We start from the raw sequence: 22,214 nt of genomic DNA, 5'->3' as shown, positions 1-22,214 counted from the left end.
ATATACCTACCGCATAAATGTACTCCTATTTCTTGCTAATATACCCTACCGGGGTATATAGTGTGACTGTCCGAATCGAAAACGAATGCAACATGGAAACCGGTGAAAACATGCAGGCTCTGATCGCCATCATCGTCGCATTGGCTGTGACGGTAGCAGTTTTGTGGTTCTTTTTCGCGCCGCGCAAAGCGTTCCGCGCCCGCGTCGACAACGGCGTGCAAGAGGCGGTCGTCGAAGTCAAAGGCGGGTATAGTCCGGCAATCATCGAAGCTGAGGCCGGTTTGCCATTGCGATTGATCTTCGATCGAAAAGAAGATGGCGAATGCTCGTCGCATGTGGTGTTCTCCGATTTTGGCATCGACCTGGCATTGCCTGCTTTTCGTACGACGACATTGACTCTTCATCCTAACGAACCGGGGGAGTACGGTTTCGCATGCGGCATGAACATGCTGCATGGCACATTACGGGTGGTGCCAGGAAAACATCATGCCGCAATGCAGGAAGAACATTCGGAATCGGAAGAAAACTCGAATATTGCTGAATCTCACGTTCATATGCAATCGCAACAAACTGTTGTTGATGAAAAATCGTATGAATCCGCTGAATCTTCCAATATTTCTTCAGATTCTTCTGATTCGTCAAACGATTCTTCCGAATCTCGTGAGATGCGAACGCTGATTGCGCGTCTTATTGTGTCAGCCATCGTTACGATTCCAGTATTCGGTTCGACGATGTTGATGCTGTATCCGATGCCGAATTGGGTGCAATTTGTGCTGATGCTGCCGGTGATGTGCTATGCCGCATTACCGATTTTCCGCAGTGGTTTCGCGGCGATTATTCACCGTTCGCCGGAAATGAATGCGCTGGTCAGTCTGGGTACCGTATGTGCGTTTGCCCACTCGTGCGTGGTCACGTTTATTCCGCAGATTCTGCCTGAGAATGCTCGCGAACCGTATTTTGAAGCGGTTGGTGTGGTTATTACGCTGATGCTGGTCGGCCAATTGCTTGAAGCGCGCGCTCGTGTCGGTACTGGAGAGGCCATGCGCGCGTTGGCGGGATTGCAGCCGAAAAACGCTCGCGTGGTACGAGGTGAAATTGAAGAGGAAATTCCGGTCGAGCAGGTGGCGGTCGGAGATATTATTGCGATTCGCCCCGGCGAACAACTTCCTGTTGACGGTGTGGTTATTGCTGGTTCGTCGGCTGTTGACGAATCCATGATTACCGGCGAATCCATGCTTGTGGTGAAGCAGGCCGGCGGTTCCGTGACCGGCGCCACCATCAATGGCACTGGATCGCTGCGGTATCGTGCCACGAAAGTCGGCAAAGACACGGTGCTCGCGCAGATTATCGGATTGGTGCAATCCGCGCAAAGTTCAAAAGCGCCGGTGCAGCGCATGGCGGATAAGATTTCAGGCATTTTCGTGCCGATTGTGGTGCTGATTGCCGTGTGGTCGTGCGCGTTGTGGTTTGCGTTTGGGCCGGAACCACGCGTGGTGCATGCGTTGGTGGCTGCGGTTTCGGTGCTGCTGATCGCATGCCCGTGCGCGTTGGGTCTTGCCACGCCGCTTTCCGTAACGGTTTCGACTGGTCGTGCCGCGCAGATGGGCGTGCTGATCCGTTCCGCCGAAGCATTGGAAACCTGCGGCAAAATCAATGCCGTCGTGCTTGACAAAACAGGCACGATCACCGCTGGAAAGCCATCGTTGACCGACGTGTTTCCGCTTGGAAAATGGCGCAAAATGCCGGATGATCTGCTGGCAATTACCGCCAGTGCCGAACGGGATTCCGAACATCCTCTTGCCGCCGCGATCGTTGCGGGCGCGCAAGAGGAGCATCTTACGTTAGGCGAGGCCACGCAATTCCGTGCGATTTCCGGTCGGGGCGTCACTGCGCAAGTCGCGTTGCCGTTAATATCTGCAAATAATCCGACTGTTGCAGCTGACGAATCCTCTGCATCTTCCGTGACCTTCGAATCATCCATATCTTCTCCCGAAACCGCAATGTACAACGTTGCGGTCGGCAATACCGATCTGATCGACGATCTTGACGTGGGCATGCCGAGCGTCGGCGATGAGGATCTTGACGACATTATCGCAACTATGGAACGGCTGTCGGCGGAAGGGAAAACGCCGATGCTCGCAGCAATCGACGGTGAGCTTGCGGGAATCGTGGCCGTTGCGGATACGGTGAAAGCCGATTCGCAGCAGGCTATCGCGTCCCTCAAATCGCGTGGCGTCAACGTGGTGATGCTCACTGGAGATAATGGAACGACGGCGCGTGCCGTGGCCGATCAAGTTGGCGTTGGCAATGTGATCGCGGGAGTGCGCCCGGAAAACAAGGCGGATGAAATCGCGAAACTGCAGGCGCAAGGCTATACGGTGGCAATGGTCGGCGATGGTATCAACGATGCTCCGGCGCTTGCCCGCGCGAATGTGGGATTCGCCATCGGTACCGGCACTGATGTGGCGATCCAATCCGCAGACGTGACATTGATGAATGGCTCGCTGATGGGTTTGGTGCATGCGCTCGACTTGACCCGCGCCACCATGCGCAATATCGCGCAAAATCTTGGATTTGCGCTCGGCTATAACAGCGTCGGCATTTCCATTGCGGCGGGCGTACTGTACCCGTTCACCGGCATGATGCTTAATCCGATGATCGCGGGCGCGGCCATGGCATTCTCGTCGCTATGCGTGGTGACGAACGCGAGCCGACTGCGCCTGTTCGATCCAGGCAAGGCGCTTCGTAAGACGTATCAGGTTCGTCAGCCGAACCCGAACGATAATAATCACAACAACCATAGTCAGAAAGGATTCATCATGGGACTGTTCAGTGATCACAAGGCCAAGAAGGAAGGTATGCACGAGGGTATGGAAGGCATGGGCGGCGCGCACTCCTGCTGTGGCGGCCGCACTGCCAACGGCAATCAGAGCGCGCCCGCCAAAGATCCGGTCTGCGGCATGAGCGTGGATCCGGCCACTGCCGCAGCAACCCGCGAATACAACGGCACCACCTACTACTTCTGCAACCCGGGCTGCGCCGCCAAGTTCGAGCAGAACCCCACCCAATACCTTGCCTGAGTTTGTTTTGGTGGGCGCACTTTTCCCTCTTGGTGATCGCACTGTTTTGGAGTGTTGTGCGGTCAGGAAAGCAAAATCGTGCGATATTCCGAAATCGTGCGGTCACCAGATCAAAATCGTGAAGTCATTTGGCTTGAATCCCCCTGAGTATGCGGCTAAGCGTACCGATTCTTCCACTTGCTGGGGGATTTTGGACTGTGGGAGGCTTGGCAGCGGGAGGATTGTTCCAGTGACTGGAGGTTTTGGGTCTCTGGGAGGCTGGTTGACGGGAGGATTGTTCCAGCGGGTGGAGGTTTTGGGAATGTGAGGGGTTGTTTAGCGTACCGATTGTTCCAGTGACTGGAGGTTTCGGGACTCTGGGAGGCTCGGCAACGGGAGGATTGTTCCAGCGGGTGGGGGATTTTGGTCTCTGGAAGGCAGTTCATATTGCGATATGGTCGCGAACTCGGGCGCTTCGGCGTCCGTGGCGGGAAGTACCGTTGGCACTATGACTGACGGTACTATGCATCTTCTTGATCCTGCTCCTTTCGGACGTATTCTTCCGGCCATGGTCACCCCCATGAAGGCCGACGGTTCCGTTGATTTCGAGGCCGCGCAGAAGCTTGCGAAGCAGCTTGTCGCCGATGGCGCCGATGGCCTTGTGGTCAATGGCACCACGGGCGAGTCTCCCACCACCCACATGGAGGAGAAGGTCGAGCTGGTTCAGGCCGTCAAGGATGTGGTGAGCGTGCCCGTTATCTCCGGTGCGGGTTCCAACGATACCGCCCACACCGTGCGCATGGTGGAGCAGACTCAGGAGGCGGGCGCCGATGCGGTGCTTGTGGTCGCTCCGTACTATTCGCGCCCGTCGCAGGAAGGCGTGTTCCGTCACTACAAGGCGGTCAATGATTCCGCGGACAAGCCGATTATCGTTTACGATGTGCCTGGCCGCACCGGTCTGCACATTCAGTTGGAAACCTACCGTCGTTTGGCTGAGCTTGGTCACGTCAAGGCGGTGAAGGACGCCACCGGAGATATCGCGGGTGCCGTGCGTAAGCGTATGGAAACCGGTTTGACTTGGTATTCGGGCGATGACGGTCTGTTCCTGCCGTTCCTTTCGGTTGGTGCAGTCGGCATTATTTCCGTGATCGCACATGCTGCTTCCGGTCCGATGCGCGATTTGGCTGCCGCATTCGACCGCGGTGACATTCATGGGGCTCAGCGCATTGCCGTGCAGCTTGCTCCACTGGTCGAAGCAATGAACGGCAACGGTTTCCAGGCTGTTATGGCCAAGGCTTCGCTGAAGGTGCGTGGCATTCTCGACTCCACGACGATGCGTCTGCCGAACGTCGGTCCGGGCGAGGCTGAGATCAAGCGCGCGGAAGATGGCATGCGCGCTTCCGGCTTGCTGTAATTGAAGAACTTGTGATTGCGAAACTTGTGATTGCGAAGCGCTTGATTGTCGGCGATTGCGCTGATTCCGGGCATTGTTGCGATCACAAGTTTGCTGGGTTTGCCGTAATACGGCAAACTAACTGAATTCCTCGTTTCCGCACAGGCGGAGACAATTAGTAATAGAAATCCAACTAGGAAATGGCTATAGAAGAAACCAAAACAGTAACTACGCACAAGCGCGGCAGCAAAGCTGCCAAGCGCACTGAAAACACGCAGACCGCGGATGTGCAATCCGTGAAGTCTGTGAGCTCTGAGAAGGTCAGCAAGGCTGAAACGACTTCCAAGAAGGCGAAGTCTTCTGGCCGTGGCGGTGGCCGTGGCAATCGTGCGGGCGATGCGTCCGGTTCCGTTCGTGGCGGTTCTCGCGGCAACGGCAGCGGCTCCTCCAAGGGCTCGAAGAGCACGAAAAACGTGAAGGCCGCAAAGAACACGAAGAACTCCAGAGGTCCCAAGAACTCCAGCGCGGCAAGCTCTTCTGCTGGAAGCCGTCGCAATTCCCGTCTTGCTCCGCAGACCACCGCGCCCCAGCAGGATGACGTGTTGATCGCTCCGCCGAAGTACCGTAAGGGCTCCATGCGCATCGTGCCGCTTGGTGGCCTGGGCGAAATCGGCCGTAACATGAACGTGATCGAATACAACGGTCACCTGCTGCTCATCGACTGCGGTGTGCTTTTCCCCGAAGAGGAGCAGCCGGGTGTCGATCTGATTCTGCCTGACTTCCACTACATCAAGGATCGTCTCGACAAGGTCGAGGCTCTGGTGCTTACCCACGGCCACGAGGATCATATCGGCGGCGTGCCGTATCTGCTGAAGCTCCGCCCCGACATTCCGCTGATTGGTTCCAAGCTCACGTTGGCTTTCGTTGAAGCCAAGTGCAAGGAGCATCGCATCAATCCGCGACTGGTTGAGGTCAAGGGTCGTGACAAGCTGAAGGTCGGTCCGTTCAATCTTGAGTTCGTGAACGTCACGCATTCCATTCCGGACGCTCTGGCTGTGTTCGTGCAGACTCCGGCCGGAAGCCTCATCGATACCGGCGATATCAAGCTTGACCAGCTGCCGCTCGACCATCGCATCACTGATTTGGTGGAGTTCGGCAAGCTCGGCGAAAAGGGCGTGGATCTGCTGATGATGGATTCCACCAACGCTGAGGTTCCAGGCTTCGTCAAGCCGGAAACCACCATTGGCCCAGCTCTTGATCAGGCGTTCGCCCAGGCCACACGCAAGATCATCGTGGCCAGCTTCTCCAGCCATGTGCACCGTGTGCAGCAGGTTGTCGACGCCGCCCACAAGTACGGTCGCAAGGTGGTGTTCGTGGGCCGTTCCATGGTTCGCAACATGTCCATCGCTGCGGATTTGGGCTACTTGAGACTTCCGGAAGACACGGTCATCGACCTGAAGAAGGCCCATGACGTGCAGGACGACAAGCTCGTCTACATGTGCACCGGTTCCCAAGGCGAGCCGATGGCCGCGCTTGGCCGTATCGCCGACGGCAATCATCGCGACATCACCATCAACGAATTCGACACGGTCATTCTTGCGAGCTCCCTGATTCCGGGCAACGAGCATGGCGTGTACAAGATCATCAACAAGCTGGTGCAGCTTGGCGCTCGTGTGGTCAATCGAGACAATGCCGCCGTGCATGTGTCCGGCCACTGCAATGAGGGCGAACTGCTGTACATGTACAACATCGTCAAGCCGAAGTGCGCCATGCCGATCCACGGCGAGAACCGTCACTTGGTGGCCAACGGCATGATCGCGGTCAAGACGGGCGTCGATCCGCAGAATGTGGTGCTTGCCGAAGACGGCGATGTGGTCGATTTGTACCACGGCCAAGCTGCTGTTGTCGGTTCCGTGCCATGCGGCTACGTGTACGTCGATGGCGATTCCGTTGGCGAACTTACCGAGGACGAGCTTGAGAAGCGTCGTATTCTTGGCACGGAAGGTTTCGTGTCGAGCTTCGTCGTCGTCGATACGGAAACGGCTGACGTTGTCGCAGGTCCGAAGATCTATCTCAACGCGGTGGCCGAAGACGAAAGCGAATTCGACAAGGTTCGTCATCAGATCGTCGAGCAATTGCAGGATGCGATGATGGCTGGCACGCACGATACATACAAGTTGCAGCAGATCATGCGTCGTACGTTGGGTAGCTGGGTCGCACGTCAGCTGCATCGCAAGCCGATGATCGTTCCGGTCGTTGCCGATATCGCACAGGATGTTGACGAAGCGATGGGATTGAACGCAGCGCAATGATGAATCGACAGATAGTCAATATTTTTCGCAATATCGCCGATTCCAGCGAAATCAATATTGGAATAATATTGAAATATCGACAGATCGTCAATAATTGTTGATTACATAATCAAAAGAAGGACGGCGTAACCGGCACAACCGGTTGCGCCGTCTCCTATTCAATAAATAGGAATCTCAACACAAATAAGGAGTGACATGCCAGGAGCAAATCTCACCCGAATCGAAGCGGAAGAACGCAAAAGCGTTATCGCAGCACCGGTTCATTACACGGTCAAACTTGATCTGACCCGTGGAGCCAAGAATTTCGGTTCCGAAACCACCATCACGTTCGACGCCGAGCCGGGAGCTACCAGCTTCCTTGACCTGATCGCCACCGAAGTGAGCGAAATCGTACTCAACGGCGAAACTCTCGATCCGGCCGAAGCGTTCGCCGACAGCCGTATCGAACTGAAGAACCTCGAAGCGCACAACGAAGTGACCGTCAAGGCACTGTGCCAGTATTCCAACACCGGTGAAGGCCTGCACCGTAGCGTCGACCCTTCCGACGGCAACATCTACCTGTACTCTCAGTTCGAAGTGCCGGATGCCCGCCGCGTGTATGCCGTGTTCGACCAGCCCGACATCAAGGCCGTGTTCGATTTCTCCGTGCTTGCAGCCAAGTCGTGGATCGTCACCTCCAACATGCCTGCCGCATCCGTGACCGACAATGAAACCGTTACCGAAGAGGGCACGCTCGGCACGCACGAAGCCGAAACCACCAAGCTGTGGGTGTTCGAATCCACGCCGACCATGAGCTCCTACCTCACCGCCATCTGCGCAGGACCGTACGCCGAATGGCACACCGAATACGCCAACGAAGACGGACGCACCGTGCCGATGTCCATGTACTGCCGTCAGGCGCTCGCCGAAGCGTTCGCCAAGGATGTCGACTACCTGTTCGACATCACCAAGAAGGGTTTCGCCTTCTATGCGAAGACTTGGGGCGTGCCGTATCCGTACGCCAAGTACGACCAGATTTACGTGCCGGAATACAACGCCGGCGCTATGGAGAACATCGGCATGGTCACCATCCGCGACCAGTACGTGTTCGAATCGAAGGTCACCGACGCGTATGCCGAGCGCCGCGTGGTCACCGTGCTGCACGAGCTTGCACACATGTGGTTCGGCGACTACGTGACCATGAAGTGGTGGAACGACCTGTGGCTCAACGAATCCTTCGCCGAGTTCACGTCCACTCTCGCCACTGCCGAAGCCACGGAATGGAAGGACGCTTGGGCCACATTCAGCTCCGGCGAGAAGAGCTGGGCACTGCGCCAGGACCAGCTGAGCACCACCCACCCGATCGTCGCGCCGATCAACGATCTGAACGACACGTACGTCAACTTCGACGGCATCACCTATGCCAAGGGCGCTTCCGTGTTGAAGCAGCTCGTGTTCTATGTGGGTCGTGAGAAGTTCTTCAAGGGCATCAACAATTATCTGAACAAGCATGCGTACTCCAACGCTACGCTCGCCGATCTGCTGGCTGAACTCGAGTTGACGTCCGGCCGCGATCTCAAGGCGTGGAGCGCCCAGTGGCTTGAACAGTCCGGCATCAACACCATCGCCACCGAAGTTGAGGAAAACGAGGATGGCACGATTCGCCAGCTTGCGTTGCGCCAGTCCGCTTCGACTGAGCATCCGGTGCTGCGCGCACATCGTCTGGCTGTCGGCTTCTACAATGAGGATCCGGAAACCGGCAAGATCGTGCGTACCGACCAGTTCGAACTTGATGTTGACGGCGAACTGACGATTGTCGAAGCGGCTGCCGGCAAGGCACGTCCGGCGCTGATTTTGGTGAATGACGACGATTTGACATACACGAAGCTGCGCTTCGACGAGAAGAGCCTCAAGTTCGCTGCGGAGAACCTGTATCGTTTCGACGATGCGTTGGCTCGTTCCGTGATTTGGCTTGCATTCTGGGATATGACCCGTGACGGCGAATTGCCGGCAAAGCAGTTCATCGAAACCTCTTTGGCTGCGCTTGCCACGGAACATGAGTCCACCACGTTCCGTTACGCTCTGGCGCAGGTCAGCACCACCGCATGGCATTACACCGCTCCGGCCGACCGTGCCGAAGTGGTGGAGCATGTGGCTGCCGAACTGTTCAAGCTGGCTCAGGCTGCCGAAGCCGGTTCCGACGAGCAGTTCCAGCTGATCACCGCCTACTTGGGTTATGGCGAGCCGGGCGACGCCGCATTCGAAGCGAATGCGAAGGGTCTGCTCGATGGTTCCGTGAAGCTTGATGGCTTGGAAATCGACAACAACTTCCGCTGGACCATCATCAACGCGCTGAGCGCAATCAACGCCATCGGCCAGAGCGATATCGACGCGGAGCTTGCCAAACGTGAAACCACTGAGAACCGTGAGTTCGCATTGGGCGCTCGCGCGGTCGCAGGCACTGCGGAGGCCAAGGAATGGGCTTGGAACGAGGCTTTGCACAACGATGAGCTGACCAACATGCAGCTTGAATCCGTGGCTCGAGGCTTCGCCTCCACTCCGCGCGTCGACTTGGCTGAACCGTATGCGGCCAAGTATTTCGAGGTTGCCGACTGGATTTGGCAGAACAAGACCTTCCACATGGCTGAGGCCCTGCTGGAAGGCCTGTATCCGAGCTATGCCGATCCGGCCACGCTGGTGGATCTCGGTGATGCTTGGCTGGCTTCGCATGCGGACGCCGACAACGCGTTGCAGCGTATTGTGCGCGGCAATGTCGAATCGTCGCACCGCACGCTCAAGGTGCGCGATTTCAACGCGTCCCTCTGATGCCGTTTCTAAATGCCACTTCCGGTAGCTATTCTTAGTAGCTACTTCTGATAACTGCATCTGATATCACTCTTGTGATATTGCCTTACAAGACCGGACCGGCGGCGCGGCTTATCCCGCTGCCAGTCCGGGCTGGTTCGCCTCCAAACAAGCCATCCCAAACAAAAGCTGGTTTCCATAACGGTCAGGCCGAATCCATTCTCACTAATTTGCAGATGGGAGCCAAATATGTCTCTGGTATCGGAACGAGACGGTTTTTTCGGCTGGCGTCAGGTGGACGACCCGTATTCGCTTGAGGAGCGTGGCTGGGTGGAGGATGTCGGCTCGACGGGCTCCTATTATCCCCTGCCTAGATGGCTGGTCTACATGTGCATGGGCGGCTGGAACGAGCCGATACGCGGCTGGACCGGTGGACTGTACGAAAAACACTGCTACTGTCGTTCCGCCCATCATCGCGACGGCTGGGATGGCGTCGTTCTGGACAGCGAGCCTCTGTACTATGACGAGTTCGCCGATGGGGGACGGTATCGTTTCCGATCGGTGGATCCGATGATTTCACGATTCGGTCTAAGAGGGGTCGCCGTAAGGGCCCCGTTCCCGTTGACCGTTGACCTGAACCTGTTCCAATACGCCGCATGCAGCGTCGGCGAGCTGGCATGGACGCCATACGCCGACCTGCGTAACGGTTCATGTTCGAAACGTATGCTCGACCTGATGAACACGTTCCCCCACAAGCCGGGATTCTTCGTCTACAAGGGGTACCTGTACGCGTGGATCAACCGAATGCTGCAAGCGGGCCGCGAACCGCATGTCGCCATGCACTGCGCCTTGGAGCCGTACACGGAGCTGGAGCTGTTCCGCGCCTACCGCGTCTACTACGAGCAGCTGCAGCGGGAAATCCCGGCACCCTGCATGGGCGACATCGTCTGGCCGGACCAGTGCGACCCGCGGTTTCCGTTGGAGAACGATCCGCGTGCCGCACACTACGGCATGTGGGTGTATTCCGGCGGACTGTCGTACGGTGGCAAAACGAGCTGAATGGGCGTCAGCGCCATGGGACGCTAATATGATCTTCCTTTCCTATGGGCGAGTGATTACTTCGCGAGGGACTGCATAAGGCGGATGCCGTTCGTTTCTCTATGAATAAGTGTTCAGATCGGCATTAATTTCAAATGACTATCTGAAAATATCTAATTATTCTAGTTAAAACTATGCTCATTTGTTGATATACTTTGCGAAGTGTTCTTTCGCGCGGTCTTTCGCGCGGTCCGTACAAGCCATGCCACCATATACGCGCAAAACACGGCGATACTGGCAGCTTCCACGAATCGTTTGAAATTCGTATCAGGATCTTGGATTTTGTGCAATACAAGCGGTTTCATGGACGTTTCGGCATTATTCTGGGCGTGCATGCCACCTGTTGAAGTCGGGCCTCGAAGACTGTCGGAAAGCGCTATGTTCAGCGCGGTTTGTGGGTCCACCAGTCCCCATCCAATGTTGTTGTCTCGCTGGTCGGAATTTGGTCGATTCGCTGAAACGAGCAGTCGTTGCCGCCATTGTGCGGGTGTTTCATTCGGATATTGTGAGGCGATGAGGGCTGCCGCGCCGCTTACATATGCGGTCGCGAAGCTTGTTGAGGCTGCGTCGGTGGCGTAAAGGCAGTCCACGCCGCCGGGGACGGTTGAGGCAACGTATGCGCCGGGGGCCGCGATGTCCACTTGGGTGCCGTGGACGGAATCGTCGGTGATATTCAAATCCGTATCCACGGCGGTGACTCCTACGACTTGGCTGTAGGCTGCGGGGAATCGTCGTCCGTCCTTGGTGCTGGCTGACGTGAGCCGGTTTCCTGCGCTGGAGATGATGAGACTGCCATGTGATTCTGCGTAATCCACGGCTCGCCTCATTTGAGGAAGATCGGTGATGTCGCTTAATGAAATATTGATGATTTGCGCATGGTGGTCCACGGCTTCGATTACCGCTTTGCTGACGTCTTCCATGCTTGGTCCGCCGGTTTGCTTTCCGTTTTCTTCGTGGAGTGATTCGAATATGCGGATCGGCAGTATGGTCGCGTCTGGGGCGAATCCTTCTACGGACGACCCGTCTACTGCACGCGCCGCGATGATTCCTGCGATGATGGTTCCGTGGGAGTATATGTCGGTCATGCCGTTGGTGGCGTCTCCTGAAATATGACTTACCCCAGGTGTTACGGCGTTTGCCAAATGTGGATTATCCACATCTACCCCGGAGTCGACTACCGCCACGGTTACGCCTTTGCCCGTGGATTGACGGTGCAGTGTTTCGAAGTCGAAGAGCGTGTTGGTCCAAGGAGTGTCATTGATGTAGTTTTCGACGCCGGCTTGGCATTGTGCTTGCGCGTCTGCCGATGCGGCGCCTGTTTCAGGATCATCCGTTGCGTTAGTGGCTGCGTCAGTGGTCGTATCGGCGGTTGATGACGACGCATTGCCGCCATCGTTTGTTTGCGATGCGCTGGATTGGTTGCTTCCTGGAGCGGATCCTGCTGCTTGGGCTGATAGTTCGACGCCTTGGCTAAATAGGTCTATCCATGCGCGGGGAATGGCTTGCACGTCGTTTTTGGCGTATCCAAGCCGTTTGAGGGTTTCTTTGTTGGCATTCGCAATGGGATACGCGGTTCCTGTGGAATCCACGGCGAAAATGTAGCCTTTGTCGGATGTGCCGATGGAGGCCTGCAGTAATGCTCCGGTGCCGCCTTTGAGCTTCACTGTTGAACTGGTATTGCTTGACGGGTTTGTTTTGGATGTGCCGCTATGTGCTGAGTTGTTTTGTTTGACTGCTAAATTTACATGGGTGTCGGCTTTTTTCCTTCCTGCCGTTTCCAAATTGTAGATTGCGCACGCGGAGACGTTTCCGGATGTTGCCGATAGCTCTTCGGAGGGCCAATCTTCCGGAATTGCGGATTCGGTGGAGTTTGAGAAGAATTGGAAGTCGGCCGCGCTGAGAACGTTCGGCTGTGTGAATTCATCCGTTTTTCCCGTGATGTACAGGCCGTAGGTAAAATCGGTGAGTGGGGAAAGCGATCCATCGGAACGAACCACATATTTGGTTTTCTTGGCATCGCCTTGCTGCATGACTACGCTGCCGACCAGCGCTTCAACGCCGTGGACGGTAATGCTGTTGCCTGCTCCGTCCACCGAGATTTGTTCGATCGGGCTTCCTTGCTCGAACAGGTTGATCCATTGTGCGGTTGCGTCGGTGGAAGCGGTTTCGGGAATGCCGAATGCTCTGAGGAACGCGTCTCGTAAGGTCGCTTCCTGAGGAAGCTGGTATCGGTGACTTCCGTTGACGAGGTAGCTGATGCCGTCCACATTGGCGACAATTGCCGTTGCCGTGTCTGTGACTTGAGACGAAGCGTTGCTGAGTGTGGTTGTGATGTTGCTGTCGGAGACGCAGCTATTGATGGATCCTGCGATGAGATTGTTTTCTTCCGGTAGCGAATCTGGCGCGCCGAGGATGCCTATGGTGGAACCGATAGGAATGTTTTTGAGCTGGTCGTCGGCTACCGTGAGCACTTTGAAGTCGGATGACGGAATGAGCAGTCGTGCGCTGATGGCATTGATGACGGGGTGCAACGTTCCATTTGAACTGACATATCGTGCCGCTGAGTTTTTTGCGACGATGAGCTTGTTGTTCTCCCAACCGTCTGGCAATGATGGACTTACCATGCCGTAGAAAAGGCTGACAAGTATTGCTATGACGGTAAGCCCTACACCCGCTATTACGGGAGACTGGTTTTTCTTCGGAGTGAGTTCCACGCCGTCTGGAATGCCGCTGCTGAAAGCGGTGACAAGTCTGCGGCGCGAGTAGCTTTGAGCTTCGGCAAGGTCTTTCTTGTTGGCCATGAGCGTCCTTACAGCGTGATTGCCAGGTATGCGAGCGGCAAAATAAGCATGATGCATATGGTTTCTGCGGCGTCCGCCACGCGTGTGGCGAATAGCGTATGCTTGCGTAAGACATAGGTGAACAGTATGGTCGCGAAGGCGCATGCGAGCATGAGTAGAATCAGCGGAATGCTGAATTCCTGATGCGTTTGCACGCTGAGCGATCCGGTCACGATGATTCCTATGCCTGCGGCGCCTACAGTTACGCACATTTCGCGGAACGTATAGATCTGCCTGGAATCGAGCAGCATGCCGAGGAATGCGGCGAGGCATAATGCTGACCCGAGTGGCGTGTCCAACGTGTTGAGGAGCGGTGCCGCTATGAGCAGCAGCGCGGCGACGCAGATTCGTCCGATGAAGAGCATGGTCGAGCCTGCTATATATCTACGTTTGATGTCTTGGTAGTCAATGTCGTTAGGAAGCGCGAAGATTTCCGATTCGCTATGCGGACTGTCTACGCTGATTCTCGCAAAAGACAGACACATCCAAGGCAGGGCGCTCGCGGTGAGTGCGGTTACGGCTGATGTGAGGATCCAGATATGCCCCATCTGCTGCGGCATGAGTGTGCTGAGGACGCTTGGTATGGCGCAGATGGCACCTATCAAAATGGGAATATAACTGTATGGGCGTGTTTTGGATGCGGCGAGACTCATGAGTATGCCTGCGGCGGCGAGTCCCAGGCTCGCTCCAAGAAGTGGCAGGGCATGCAGTGGCTGTTTGCCTGCGAGCAGGTTGACAAGTTGATATCCGCCAATCGCAGTAAAAATGCTGGCGATGAGTCCGATTGCGGTTGATTGCACGAGCAGGTTTTTGCCGCATAATGCGGCTGTGAGCGCTAGAAGTATTGCGCTGAATCCAAATGCGAGAACCGATGCCCATATGGATGCGGGGGAAAGCGCGATCCATCCGGCGCTGATAACAAGCATGCCGAGGCCGATGACAAGTGACGTGAATGTGGTGTGGTCGCTGGTCCAAGGGCGGTATACGTGCTGTACGCTGGCGCCTACTGCCTCTACGACGTCATCGTAAATGATGTCGGTGTCTGATGATGCTCCGGGCTCAAGCGTGAGCGTGGAGTGGTTTGGAACGTGTTGTTCGCGAAGAGTCTTTGCGGGGGAGAGTGGATCGCCGTCGCTGGTGAGCAGCCTGTACCCTCCGTACACGATCGACGGATCGAGTATGCCGAGTCGTCGGGCTATGTCTGGTAGAAGATCGGCGATGATGGGGCCGTCGTTCACCCGCAGCGCGATTGTGCGCGTTTTATAGGAGACGGTGATTTGGAGTGTATCTGTCGTATTGATGGGGGGTGAAGATGGGGTATTTTGTCTTCCGTGCGGGAGCGGTGGCAGGGAGATGTTCATGCTCTTCCTTAGAGAATGCCGTAAGGCGCTGTATCGTGTCTATAAACAATACAACTATAAGGCATTGAGAAAAATGATTGCATTTTTGCAGTGATTGTCATTTGTTTCTGAAAAAATTGCTTAATTTTCAGTAAAATTGCTATGACTAAGTGACTTTTAAGTTAACGTCAAACGATTGACGTGAGTTCATCTCGGGTTTTGGATACTTAATGAATTTAAATTTTACTGAATTTGTTATTGCTGTTATTGTTATTCCTTGGGGGAGTCGTGTCTCATTGTGGCTTCCCTAAGAAAGAATGCCTCCAAGGAAGGAAACAAGATGGCGGAACAGATCAGAGCCGAAGAAGGGGCAATTGAGAAGGGTGCCACTGCGGTCGACAATGCGCGCTCGGGTATCGAGAACCGAATCAAAGATATCGAAGCGAAGATGGCGGAGCTGGGCTCTTTCTGGAGTGGTGACGCGGCCGTGTCGTTCAACGCGCTGATGTCCAGTTGGCAGGAGAAGGCCACGTCCTTGAACAATATTCTCATTGATCTTTCGGATAACCTACGGGGTACAGCCAAGGATCAGGCTGCGAATGAGGAAGACAACCAGTCCCGTACGTCCAAGTTGCAGGCGTTGCTTGGCTGACATCATCGAATTGAACTAGAAAGCTCAAGGAGAAAACATATTATGGTAAGTTCTTTTTCGGTTCGTCCGGAGCAGGTGGATGTTTTGGCGAGCGATATCGCTGCCGATGCCAAGAGCATTGCTCAGGAGCTTGAAAACCTCAATAGCCAGGTGAGCGCTTTGATTGGTCAGTGGGACGGTTCCGCTCGTGAGGCATATCATCAGGCGCAACGCAATTGGGATGGCAAGTTGCAGGAAATGAATCAGATTCTTGGCCAGATTTCCCAAGCCACCTCACAGATCGCACAGCAGTACGTGGAGTCTGACGCGCGTTCGGCGGGTCGTTTCTGATGTCGTGTGATTCCGTGTGTGTTCCACGAAAGGTGTGGGGCGCACACGGAATCTTTCCGGTTGGGAATATGGGTGTTGACGAGGAGCGGATCGGGCATGGTAGTTGAAATCAAAGCGGATGTTGACAATGCGCGTGCGATAGCGAATGACATGGATTCATATGGCGAGTCGGTTTCTGAATCTGCAGGGCGTTGCGGCCAGGAAGCGTATAGCCGCGATACTGCTTTTGGCAAGGAATTCATGAGGAGCGCTTCCGCGTATACCCGGCTGCTGCAGGGAACCGGGGCAAATATAGGCGAAGCCATGAGCGGTTTTTCGCAGCGCGTTTGCAGCGCTGCGAAAATATTTGAACAGGCCGAAGAACAGCAGGTGGCTTCTATCAATAAGGCTGAGGTAACAGTTCAGGAGGCTGCACCTGTTGTTGGAAAAACAAAGGGTAAAGCATCCGACATACACGAGACTTCTAAGAAGAACGAGAGCGATGAGGCGTTTGAGCCGCTGCTGTCATTAGTGGATAGTGTGGTGAATGTGCTTTCGATTCCTCCGCTACCGCCGAAGACTCTTTGAATTTGCTGATTAAGTGACGTGTTGCGTTTGTTATTTCCATACGAGAAGGGGTTATTGATGACGCGAGATTTGTGTGCATCGCATGTGCGAAAGGTGCGCGGCGTGGTGTCGGCGTTGGTGGCGGTGTTGGCTTGTGTGGGGTTGTGTGTGCCGTCGGCGGTGGCTTCGGATGGTGTGGATTGGCGTATCGACGATATGGGCGTGCGTGACGCGTGGGCCCAGGGGATCACGGGCAAGGGCGTGAAGGTCGCGGTGCTTGACGATCCGATTGTGTCCGACTATCCCGCGCTGGCGGGCGCGGACGTGTCGTACAAGCTCATGACCGAGAGCAACCAGCCGTGTCATAGGAAGTCCGATCCGTCGCAGACCACGTCCGCGGACGATCCCACTCTTGATTCGTCCAGCGGGTTCGTGATAACCCATGGTACGAGTGTGGTGTCGTTGATCGTGGGCAATGGCAATGGATGGGACGGCGGCGCGGGCATCCAAGGCATCGCGCCCGGCGCTTCCGTGACCGCCTACATGGTCTTTTACCAACGTGAAGGACGATTGGGAGGGGGAGCGGATATATGTGTGGATGATGCCGGTAAGGGTGTTGACTTGGACAAGCCGAGCATCCGTGACGCGGTGAGTTCCGGCGCGAGGATCATCAACATGTCGTACGTGGATGACATCGGCGATCCTAGCGGGGTGCGTGACGACATCCTGTACGCGCTGCGTCACGGCGTGGTGGTGGTCTCGGCGAGGGACAACTCTGTCAGGGCCGGCATGTACGACCTGGTCGGCGAGCCGGGGATGAACAACTATTTCCCCGGTGAGGTGACGGTGAACGCGGTGGATTCGGCGGGGAATCTGCAGGAGTCGTCGGATGTGATGGACGGGAACGTGTCGGTGCTGAGTCCGGGCGTGGGCGTGCCGTCCTACCGAAGCACGGATTCGCGTGAGATGGATTTGACTGGCGGCGGCACGTCGACCGCGGCGGCGAATCTGAGCGCGTATCTCGCGCTCGTGATGCAGCGGTGGCCGGATGCGACGGGCAACCAGATCCTGCAGTCCCTGATTCGCAACACGAAGGGGAACGCGTCGAGCGGGCCGAAACTGGATCCGGAACACAAGCGTGGTTTCGGGATCGTGGATCCAGGCAAGTTGCTGTCGGTCGATCCGGCCCAGTACCCGGATGTGAATCCGCTTCTGGAGTGGGCCGTGAAGACGAGCGGGGAGCATGAGGAGACCAAGGGCATGTACGAGTATCCGTCCCCGCTGGGCGAGCATGGGGTTGCGGATACGGGGGAGTTCTCGCCTGATGGCGACACGGTCATGTACACGCCCGATACGGCTTTGGTGGGTCGTGAGCTGCAGCGTCAGCAGGCCGCGTGGGAGAAGGTGGAGTCGTGCCGTGCGGACGGCGGGAGCGATTGCATGAAGTATTCCGCGACGGCCACGGCCGATGAGGAGGATGGGAAGGTCGCCGGGGATATGGCGTCGGATGCTTCGGGTTCGTCCGTGGTGCCGTCGTGGGTGGTTCCCGTGGTGCTGGCGGGTGCCGGCGTGTTGGTGTTGGCTGGCGTGGTTCTGGCGGTGGTGCTGGTCCGCAGGATGCGGCGTGCGAGGGATGCGGGCCGTATTGTGCCGGCCGGTCCTGTCGGTGGGTCTGGTGTTCCGCCGGTCCCGTATGGTGTGGCGCCGCCGTATGTTGGGCCCGCGGCGCGGTCCGCTCCCGTCACTGGCTCGTATCCGAACGCCGGTGCGCCGGCCGGGTACACGTACCCTCCAACGCAGGCTGGGAACGGGCAGGTCGGTCAGCACGTTCCTCAACCGCCATTGCCGCCTAGGCAATAAACGATAGCGGGTAAGAAGACACGAGAGGAAGATTCATGGAAACATATGAGGAAAAACTGTCAGATATCGCCAATACCGCCAAGTGGTCTATTGAGGAATTTGACGATTTCAAACGGTTTGAACGAGTCATAGATGATGCCGCCGCGAAACTCAAAACCATGAAAAAGGAACTTGAAGAAGGTTATGTTTTTGGGGGCGAAACCCAAAAGGTAGCTTTGGAATGCGTTCGAGAAATTTCCAAAGGCATTGAGGAAGCGAACATACCAACAGCCTTGTCTGATCTATTTCGGATTGTTGACGCATGCAATCAGGCGATCGACGATGCAAGGAATGTGGAGCTGCCCGGCACTAGACTGACTAGCGATATTGAACAAGCCATTAAGTCTGCTGAGACGCCATTGAATATTATCGTTCCTGGATTGGGAACATTAACCGGGATAATCGGCGAAGCGGGCGTTAACATAATTTCAAATATGCTTGCTAATGAGCGAGAAAAAAAGGCTGAAGCAGAATTTGAACGGATTGAATTAGAAAGGAAGGAAAACTACCCTAGGCGCAGAGTTAATGAAGCTCCAGTCGTCGACATCAACGGCCTGTGGCCAGCACAGGATGGTGAAAACAATTCTTCGGAAATCGAAGATGTGTATCCCGCCTCGTTTGGCGACGCTGGAATCTCAGCTGCCGTAGCAGGTAGCGCTGGCCTCGCGGCCGCTGGCGGTGCGGCTGTCGCATCATCGAAATTCTCCAATACCCCCAAATCAGGTTCGGCCTCAATTTCTCGCCCCAACGTGAGCCCTACGCCGCCTCTTCCTCCACGTAACAACCCTACGGACGCTGCCGATACGGGCGGTGACAATAACAATAGCCATAATGGTCGGATGTTTGACCCGAACACCGGTGAATGGATCGACACAAGCAAATACGTGTATGATCCGGCAAGCGGACGTTGGCTTGACCGTAACCTATACGTATACGATCCGGCAACAGGCCGCTACGTGTATCGGAACCACATGGCCGTGGATAGCGATATGAGCTATAACGGTTCCGGTTCCGCCCATGGCGGCATGTCCGGAGGCTCTGCGGGATCGGGTTCCGGAATCGGGCGTACTGCGGTGGCGGCTGGCGCTGGCGCTGGCATCGGTGCCGGTGGAGCGTTAGCCGTATCCAAGCTCGCAGGTGGAGCTGGTTCAAGTTCCGGAGCGCTGTCTGAAGCTTCCATGGCAGCGGTTTCTGGCTCCGGCGTCGGTTCGTATTATGCGAACAATCCGGTCAAGGCGTCCATTGCATCCTCGTCGATCAAAGGTGCAACCGGTATGGCTGCGGGATTGCGCAAGGGAGAAATTGCGCGTGCCGAAGCTGCGGCGTCATCTCGTGCAAACACTCCGGGAATGATGGGTATGGGGCGTGGCGGTGCGTCTCAGAGCAAGGATAAGAGGCGCAACTCCTTGGGCTACATTGCTCCGACCATTGAAGAGGAAGAAGAATTCCAGCCCAAGCCGTTGGCGGCCATGGCAGGTCACCGCAGGCGTCCCGGTGAATGAGGCATGGGCGGAATGCGCTATGCGCATGACCGCACGTCGTTGAACAAAACGTTCTCTTGTTGAACAGGAAAGGAGCGAAGGCAGTGTCTTCCTCATGCATATGCGTTGACCCGTCCGATCTGGAAACGTCGGCGAAAAACTATGAACAGGCCGCACAACAGTTCGCTATGGCAAAAGCGCAGTTTGTGTCTGCGGGAACCCCGAATTTCGGGCTGATTCTCAAATGCCTGGAACCGGCGTATGAAGCGGCGAAGCAGTCTACGCAAGAATACTTGGCCAACGTTGAAGCAATGCTGAAATTGATTGCTTCGGCCATACAGGGGACCGTAGAAGATTCCACCACCACTGAAGAGGAGATACTTGAAGCGCTGAAGAAGATTCTGCAACTGCTTCAGCAGGTGGATGACAAGTTGGATTCCTCGGATCCTCATAACGCACGGTCCGAGGGAAATGGCGGAATAGGCGGCAATTCCGGCTATGGCGGCAGCTTTGGCAATGGTGGTGGCTCAAGAGCTGATTCCTTGCAAAGCAAGCAATATCAGCCAGTGGATCAGTTTAATGGTCGATCCGACGGTGGTTCCGAAGCGGCAGGAAGTCCGGCATCATCTGCGACAGGTTCTGGTGCAATGGCGTCGGGATCGCAAGAATTCGGCCATGATCAGAAAAAAACAACATCTGATGGTGCGCGTGATGCGGCGGAATCGAACACTTATCCGATTTTCAATGAGGTTCCACTTCCAACAAGACCAACCACGATTGGATTGGATGTGGATGGAAACGCCAAAGACGACTACTCTCTGAATCTCACTGATGGCAATACGCATGCCGTGATTGGGGCGGATGGTTCCGTTACTCTGACAAAGCGTGACAATTCCACCATTCCGATGCCTTCTGATGCAAGCAAAACAGGATCCGCTTCGTTTGATCTGGATGTGGACAACGATGGCGTGGACGACGTGTCCATGAACTCCGATTCAGGCGCGAATGCCCGTTTCAGCGTATATGAGGATGAAGATTCGCGGTACGTTGCCCTCGACTACGACAATGACGGCGATTACGATGTCGCCGTCCGCGTCGGAGATTCCGAAGCGGCAAGGGAAGCCATGCGTAAGCAAGCCGAGGATGAAGCCTGGCAAAGCATCGCAGCTAAAGATCCTCTGGGAAGAACGGCGGATGAGCTTCGTGCCTTGTACGAAGACAGAGAAACCATTCAGCTACCTGAACGCACGACGATTCAATAAAACAGGATGCTGTGCAAAGCATATCCGGCCGTAACCGGGTAAATATCACATTCAAACTATACACAAGGGGAAGAGTATGGCTGCAAAAGAAGATGATGGCTCTGCCAACGACTTGCATTTCGGCCCGATTACCATCGATGTTCCAGACGATTTAAGCGACATTAAACGCGACTTGAAGTTTTATCAAAAAGTCGGTGAGGCCTATGACAGTAGGAAAGTGGGAAAGGCTGCCTCAGCCCTCCTTTCCGGGCAGAAATTTGGCTACACGTCAGCCGACAAAGTGGTTGGGAGAATCCTGGAAAAAACAGGACTTGATAAGAAAGACATCGGAAGGAAAAGCCAGAAGTTCGAGGATGCGTCAAAAAGGTTCACAGAATCTTTGGAAGGGGATTTGACTCGTCAAAGTGCGCATGATTTGGCGAAAACGCTGGATAGCAGGATTACTACGCTTCGCATTGCCATCTCAGGTGTTGACTTCATTTGCAAGGCATTGTTTGGTGTCAGTCCTATAGATGAGTGGGTCAGGAAACCATTCTTCGGCGATTGGGATGAGCTTCGCGATACTGCGGGAAAATGGCAGTCGCTGGCTGAAACACTGCCTGAAGTGCAGACGGCGTTATTGGAAATTTCCAATAGTCTCGACGAGACAGTGTGGTCTGGGCAGGCCGCGGACATATATGTTGTTCGCAATGAGGCGGTGGCCGACGCGCTTGTGGAAGCTCCGGAGCCATGTTCGGAAATGGCCCAGGCGTTGAACGCTTTGGCGGACAATGCGGAAAAAACATTGAATCTGATATTCGACACGTTGAGTGAAATCATTTCGCTGTTGAAGCTTATTGCGGGTGAGCTGATTATTCCTGGAGCCGGTCCGGTGCTCGCTACGGTCACTGTCGCTGCGGAAGTCACCCAGGCGATTCAATGGGCATCCGATATCGTGGAATATCTTAACAATCTGTATGAAGCCCTTAACGGATTGTGTGTATGCCTCATGGTTATGCAACGGCTTTCCGTAAAAACAGAGGGCATGCTGAGCGTTTTTGGCGGAGGCACGTCGAACGGTGGAACTGGCAGTACGTCGAATGACGTAGCGTTTGCCGGGGCATCCGGTGGATCGTCCGATGGAAGATAATCGTCATGTCCTTCCAACCGCATCGTTATGACTTGCATTGCGAAACGGACGATGACCTCGGTACGACAATTTTATGTGCGAAGAAAAGA

At 55.5% G+C, this 22,214-nt stretch carries 13 protein-coding genes and 1 pseudogene; 12 read left to right on the top strand and 2 right to left on the bottom strand.

Going from position 1 to position 22,214, the window contains the following annotated elements:
* Nucleotides 1-110: 110 nt before the first annotated feature.
* From BBPC_RS07230 to BBPC_RS07210, 5 genes and pseudogenes are all read left to right on the top strand, one after another.
* The gene (locus tag BBPC_RS07230) at nt 111-3,080 is read left to right on the top strand and encodes a heavy metal translocating P-type ATPase (RefSeq protein WP_033524363.1); all 2,970 of its coding nucleotides are present in this window, start codon (nt 111-113) and stop codon (nt 3,078-3,080) included.
* A gap of 487 nt (nt 3,081-3,567) precedes the next feature.
* Complete coding sequence (gene dapA, locus BBPC_RS07225) at nt 3,568-4,473, top strand: 4-hydroxy-tetrahydrodipicolinate synthase (RefSeq protein ID WP_033524364.1); 906 nt, start codon at nt 3,568-3,570, stop codon at nt 4,471-4,473.
* 551 nt (nt 4,474-5,024) lie between these two features.
* Nucleotides 5,025-6,764, top strand: a pseudogene (locus BBPC_RS07220) (ribonuclease J); the annotation flags it as partial.
* A gap of 195 nt (nt 6,765-6,959) precedes the next feature.
* The gene (gene pepN / locus BBPC_RS07215) at nt 6,960-9,569 is read left to right on the top strand and encodes an aminopeptidase N (RefSeq protein ID WP_004221376.1); all 2,610 of its coding nucleotides are present in this window, start codon (nt 6,960-6,962) and stop codon (nt 9,567-9,569) included.
* A 228-nt stretch (nt 9,570-9,797) separates the two neighbouring features.
* Nucleotides 9,798-10,607 carry a hypothetical protein gene (locus BBPC_RS07210; RefSeq protein WP_004221377.1) on the top strand — a complete coding sequence of 270 codons (810 nt, stop codon included), beginning with the start codon at nt 9,798-9,800 and terminating at the stop codon, nt 10,605-10,607.
* Between the two features lie 161 nt (nt 10,608-10,768).
* Here BBPC_RS07210 and eccB read toward each other — a convergent pair whose 3' ends face one another.
* Nucleotides 10,769-13,447, bottom strand: a complete 2,679-nt coding sequence (eccB, locus tag BBPC_RS07205; protein WP_004221378.1) for a type VII secretion protein EccB — start codon at nt 13,445-13,447, stop codon at nt 10,769-10,771.
* 8 nt (nt 13,448-13,455) lie between these two features.
* Complete coding sequence (locus tag BBPC_RS07200) at nt 13,456-14,724, bottom strand: ubiquitin family protein (protein ID WP_004221380.1); 1,269 nt, start codon at nt 14,722-14,724, stop codon at nt 13,456-13,458.
* A 442-nt stretch (nt 14,725-15,166) separates the two neighbouring features.
* On the opposite strand from BBPC_RS07200, the gene BBPC_RS07195 reads away from it, so the two are divergent.
* From BBPC_RS07195 to BBPC_RS09385, 7 genes are all read left to right on the top strand, one after another.
* On the top strand, nt 15,167-15,478 hold the full coding sequence (locus tag BBPC_RS07195; protein ID WP_022245615.1) for a WXG100 family type VII secretion target: 312 nt from the start codon (nt 15,167-15,169) through the stop codon (nt 15,476-15,478).
* Nucleotides 15,479-15,520: 42 nt separating this feature from the next.
* Complete coding sequence (locus tag BBPC_RS07190) at nt 15,521-15,808, top strand: WXG100 family type VII secretion target (RefSeq protein WP_004221394.1); 288 nt, start codon at nt 15,521-15,523, stop codon at nt 15,806-15,808.
* Between the two features lie 96 nt (nt 15,809-15,904).
* Nucleotides 15,905-16,375, top strand: a complete 471-nt coding sequence (locus tag BBPC_RS07185) for a hypothetical protein (RefSeq protein WP_004221395.1) — start codon at nt 15,905-15,907, stop codon at nt 16,373-16,375.
* Nucleotides 16,376-16,432: 57 nt separating this feature from the next.
* Entirely contained in the window at nt 16,433-18,214 is a 1,782-nt protein-coding gene (locus BBPC_RS07180; RefSeq protein ID WP_004221398.1) for a S8 family peptidase, read from the top strand.
* Nucleotides 18,215-18,249: 35 nt separating this feature from the next.
* A complete protein-coding gene (locus tag BBPC_RS07175; RefSeq protein WP_004221400.1) occupies nt 18,250-19,755 on the top strand; it encodes a hypothetical protein in 1,506 nt (501 codons plus the stop codon).
* 167 nt (nt 19,756-19,922) lie between these two features.
* Entirely contained in the window at nt 19,923-20,996 is a 1,074-nt protein-coding gene (locus BBPC_RS07170; protein ID WP_004221401.1) for a hypothetical protein, read from the top strand.
* A 76-nt stretch (nt 20,997-21,072) separates the two neighbouring features.
* On the top strand, nt 21,073-22,125 hold the full coding sequence (locus tag BBPC_RS09385) for a hypothetical protein (protein WP_004221403.1): 1,053 nt from the start codon (nt 21,073-21,075) through the stop codon (nt 22,123-22,125).
* Nucleotides 22,126-22,214 lie beyond the last annotated feature (89 nt).

Source organism: Bifidobacterium pseudocatenulatum DSM 20438 = JCM 1200 = LMG 10505, assembly GCF_001025215.1.
GTDB lineage: Bacteria > Actinomycetota > Actinomycetes > Actinomycetales > Bifidobacteriaceae > Bifidobacterium > Bifidobacterium pseudocatenulatum.
The sequence above is the reverse complement of the archived record's forward strand: the minus strand, read 5'-3'. Positions and strand labels throughout refer to the sequence as shown.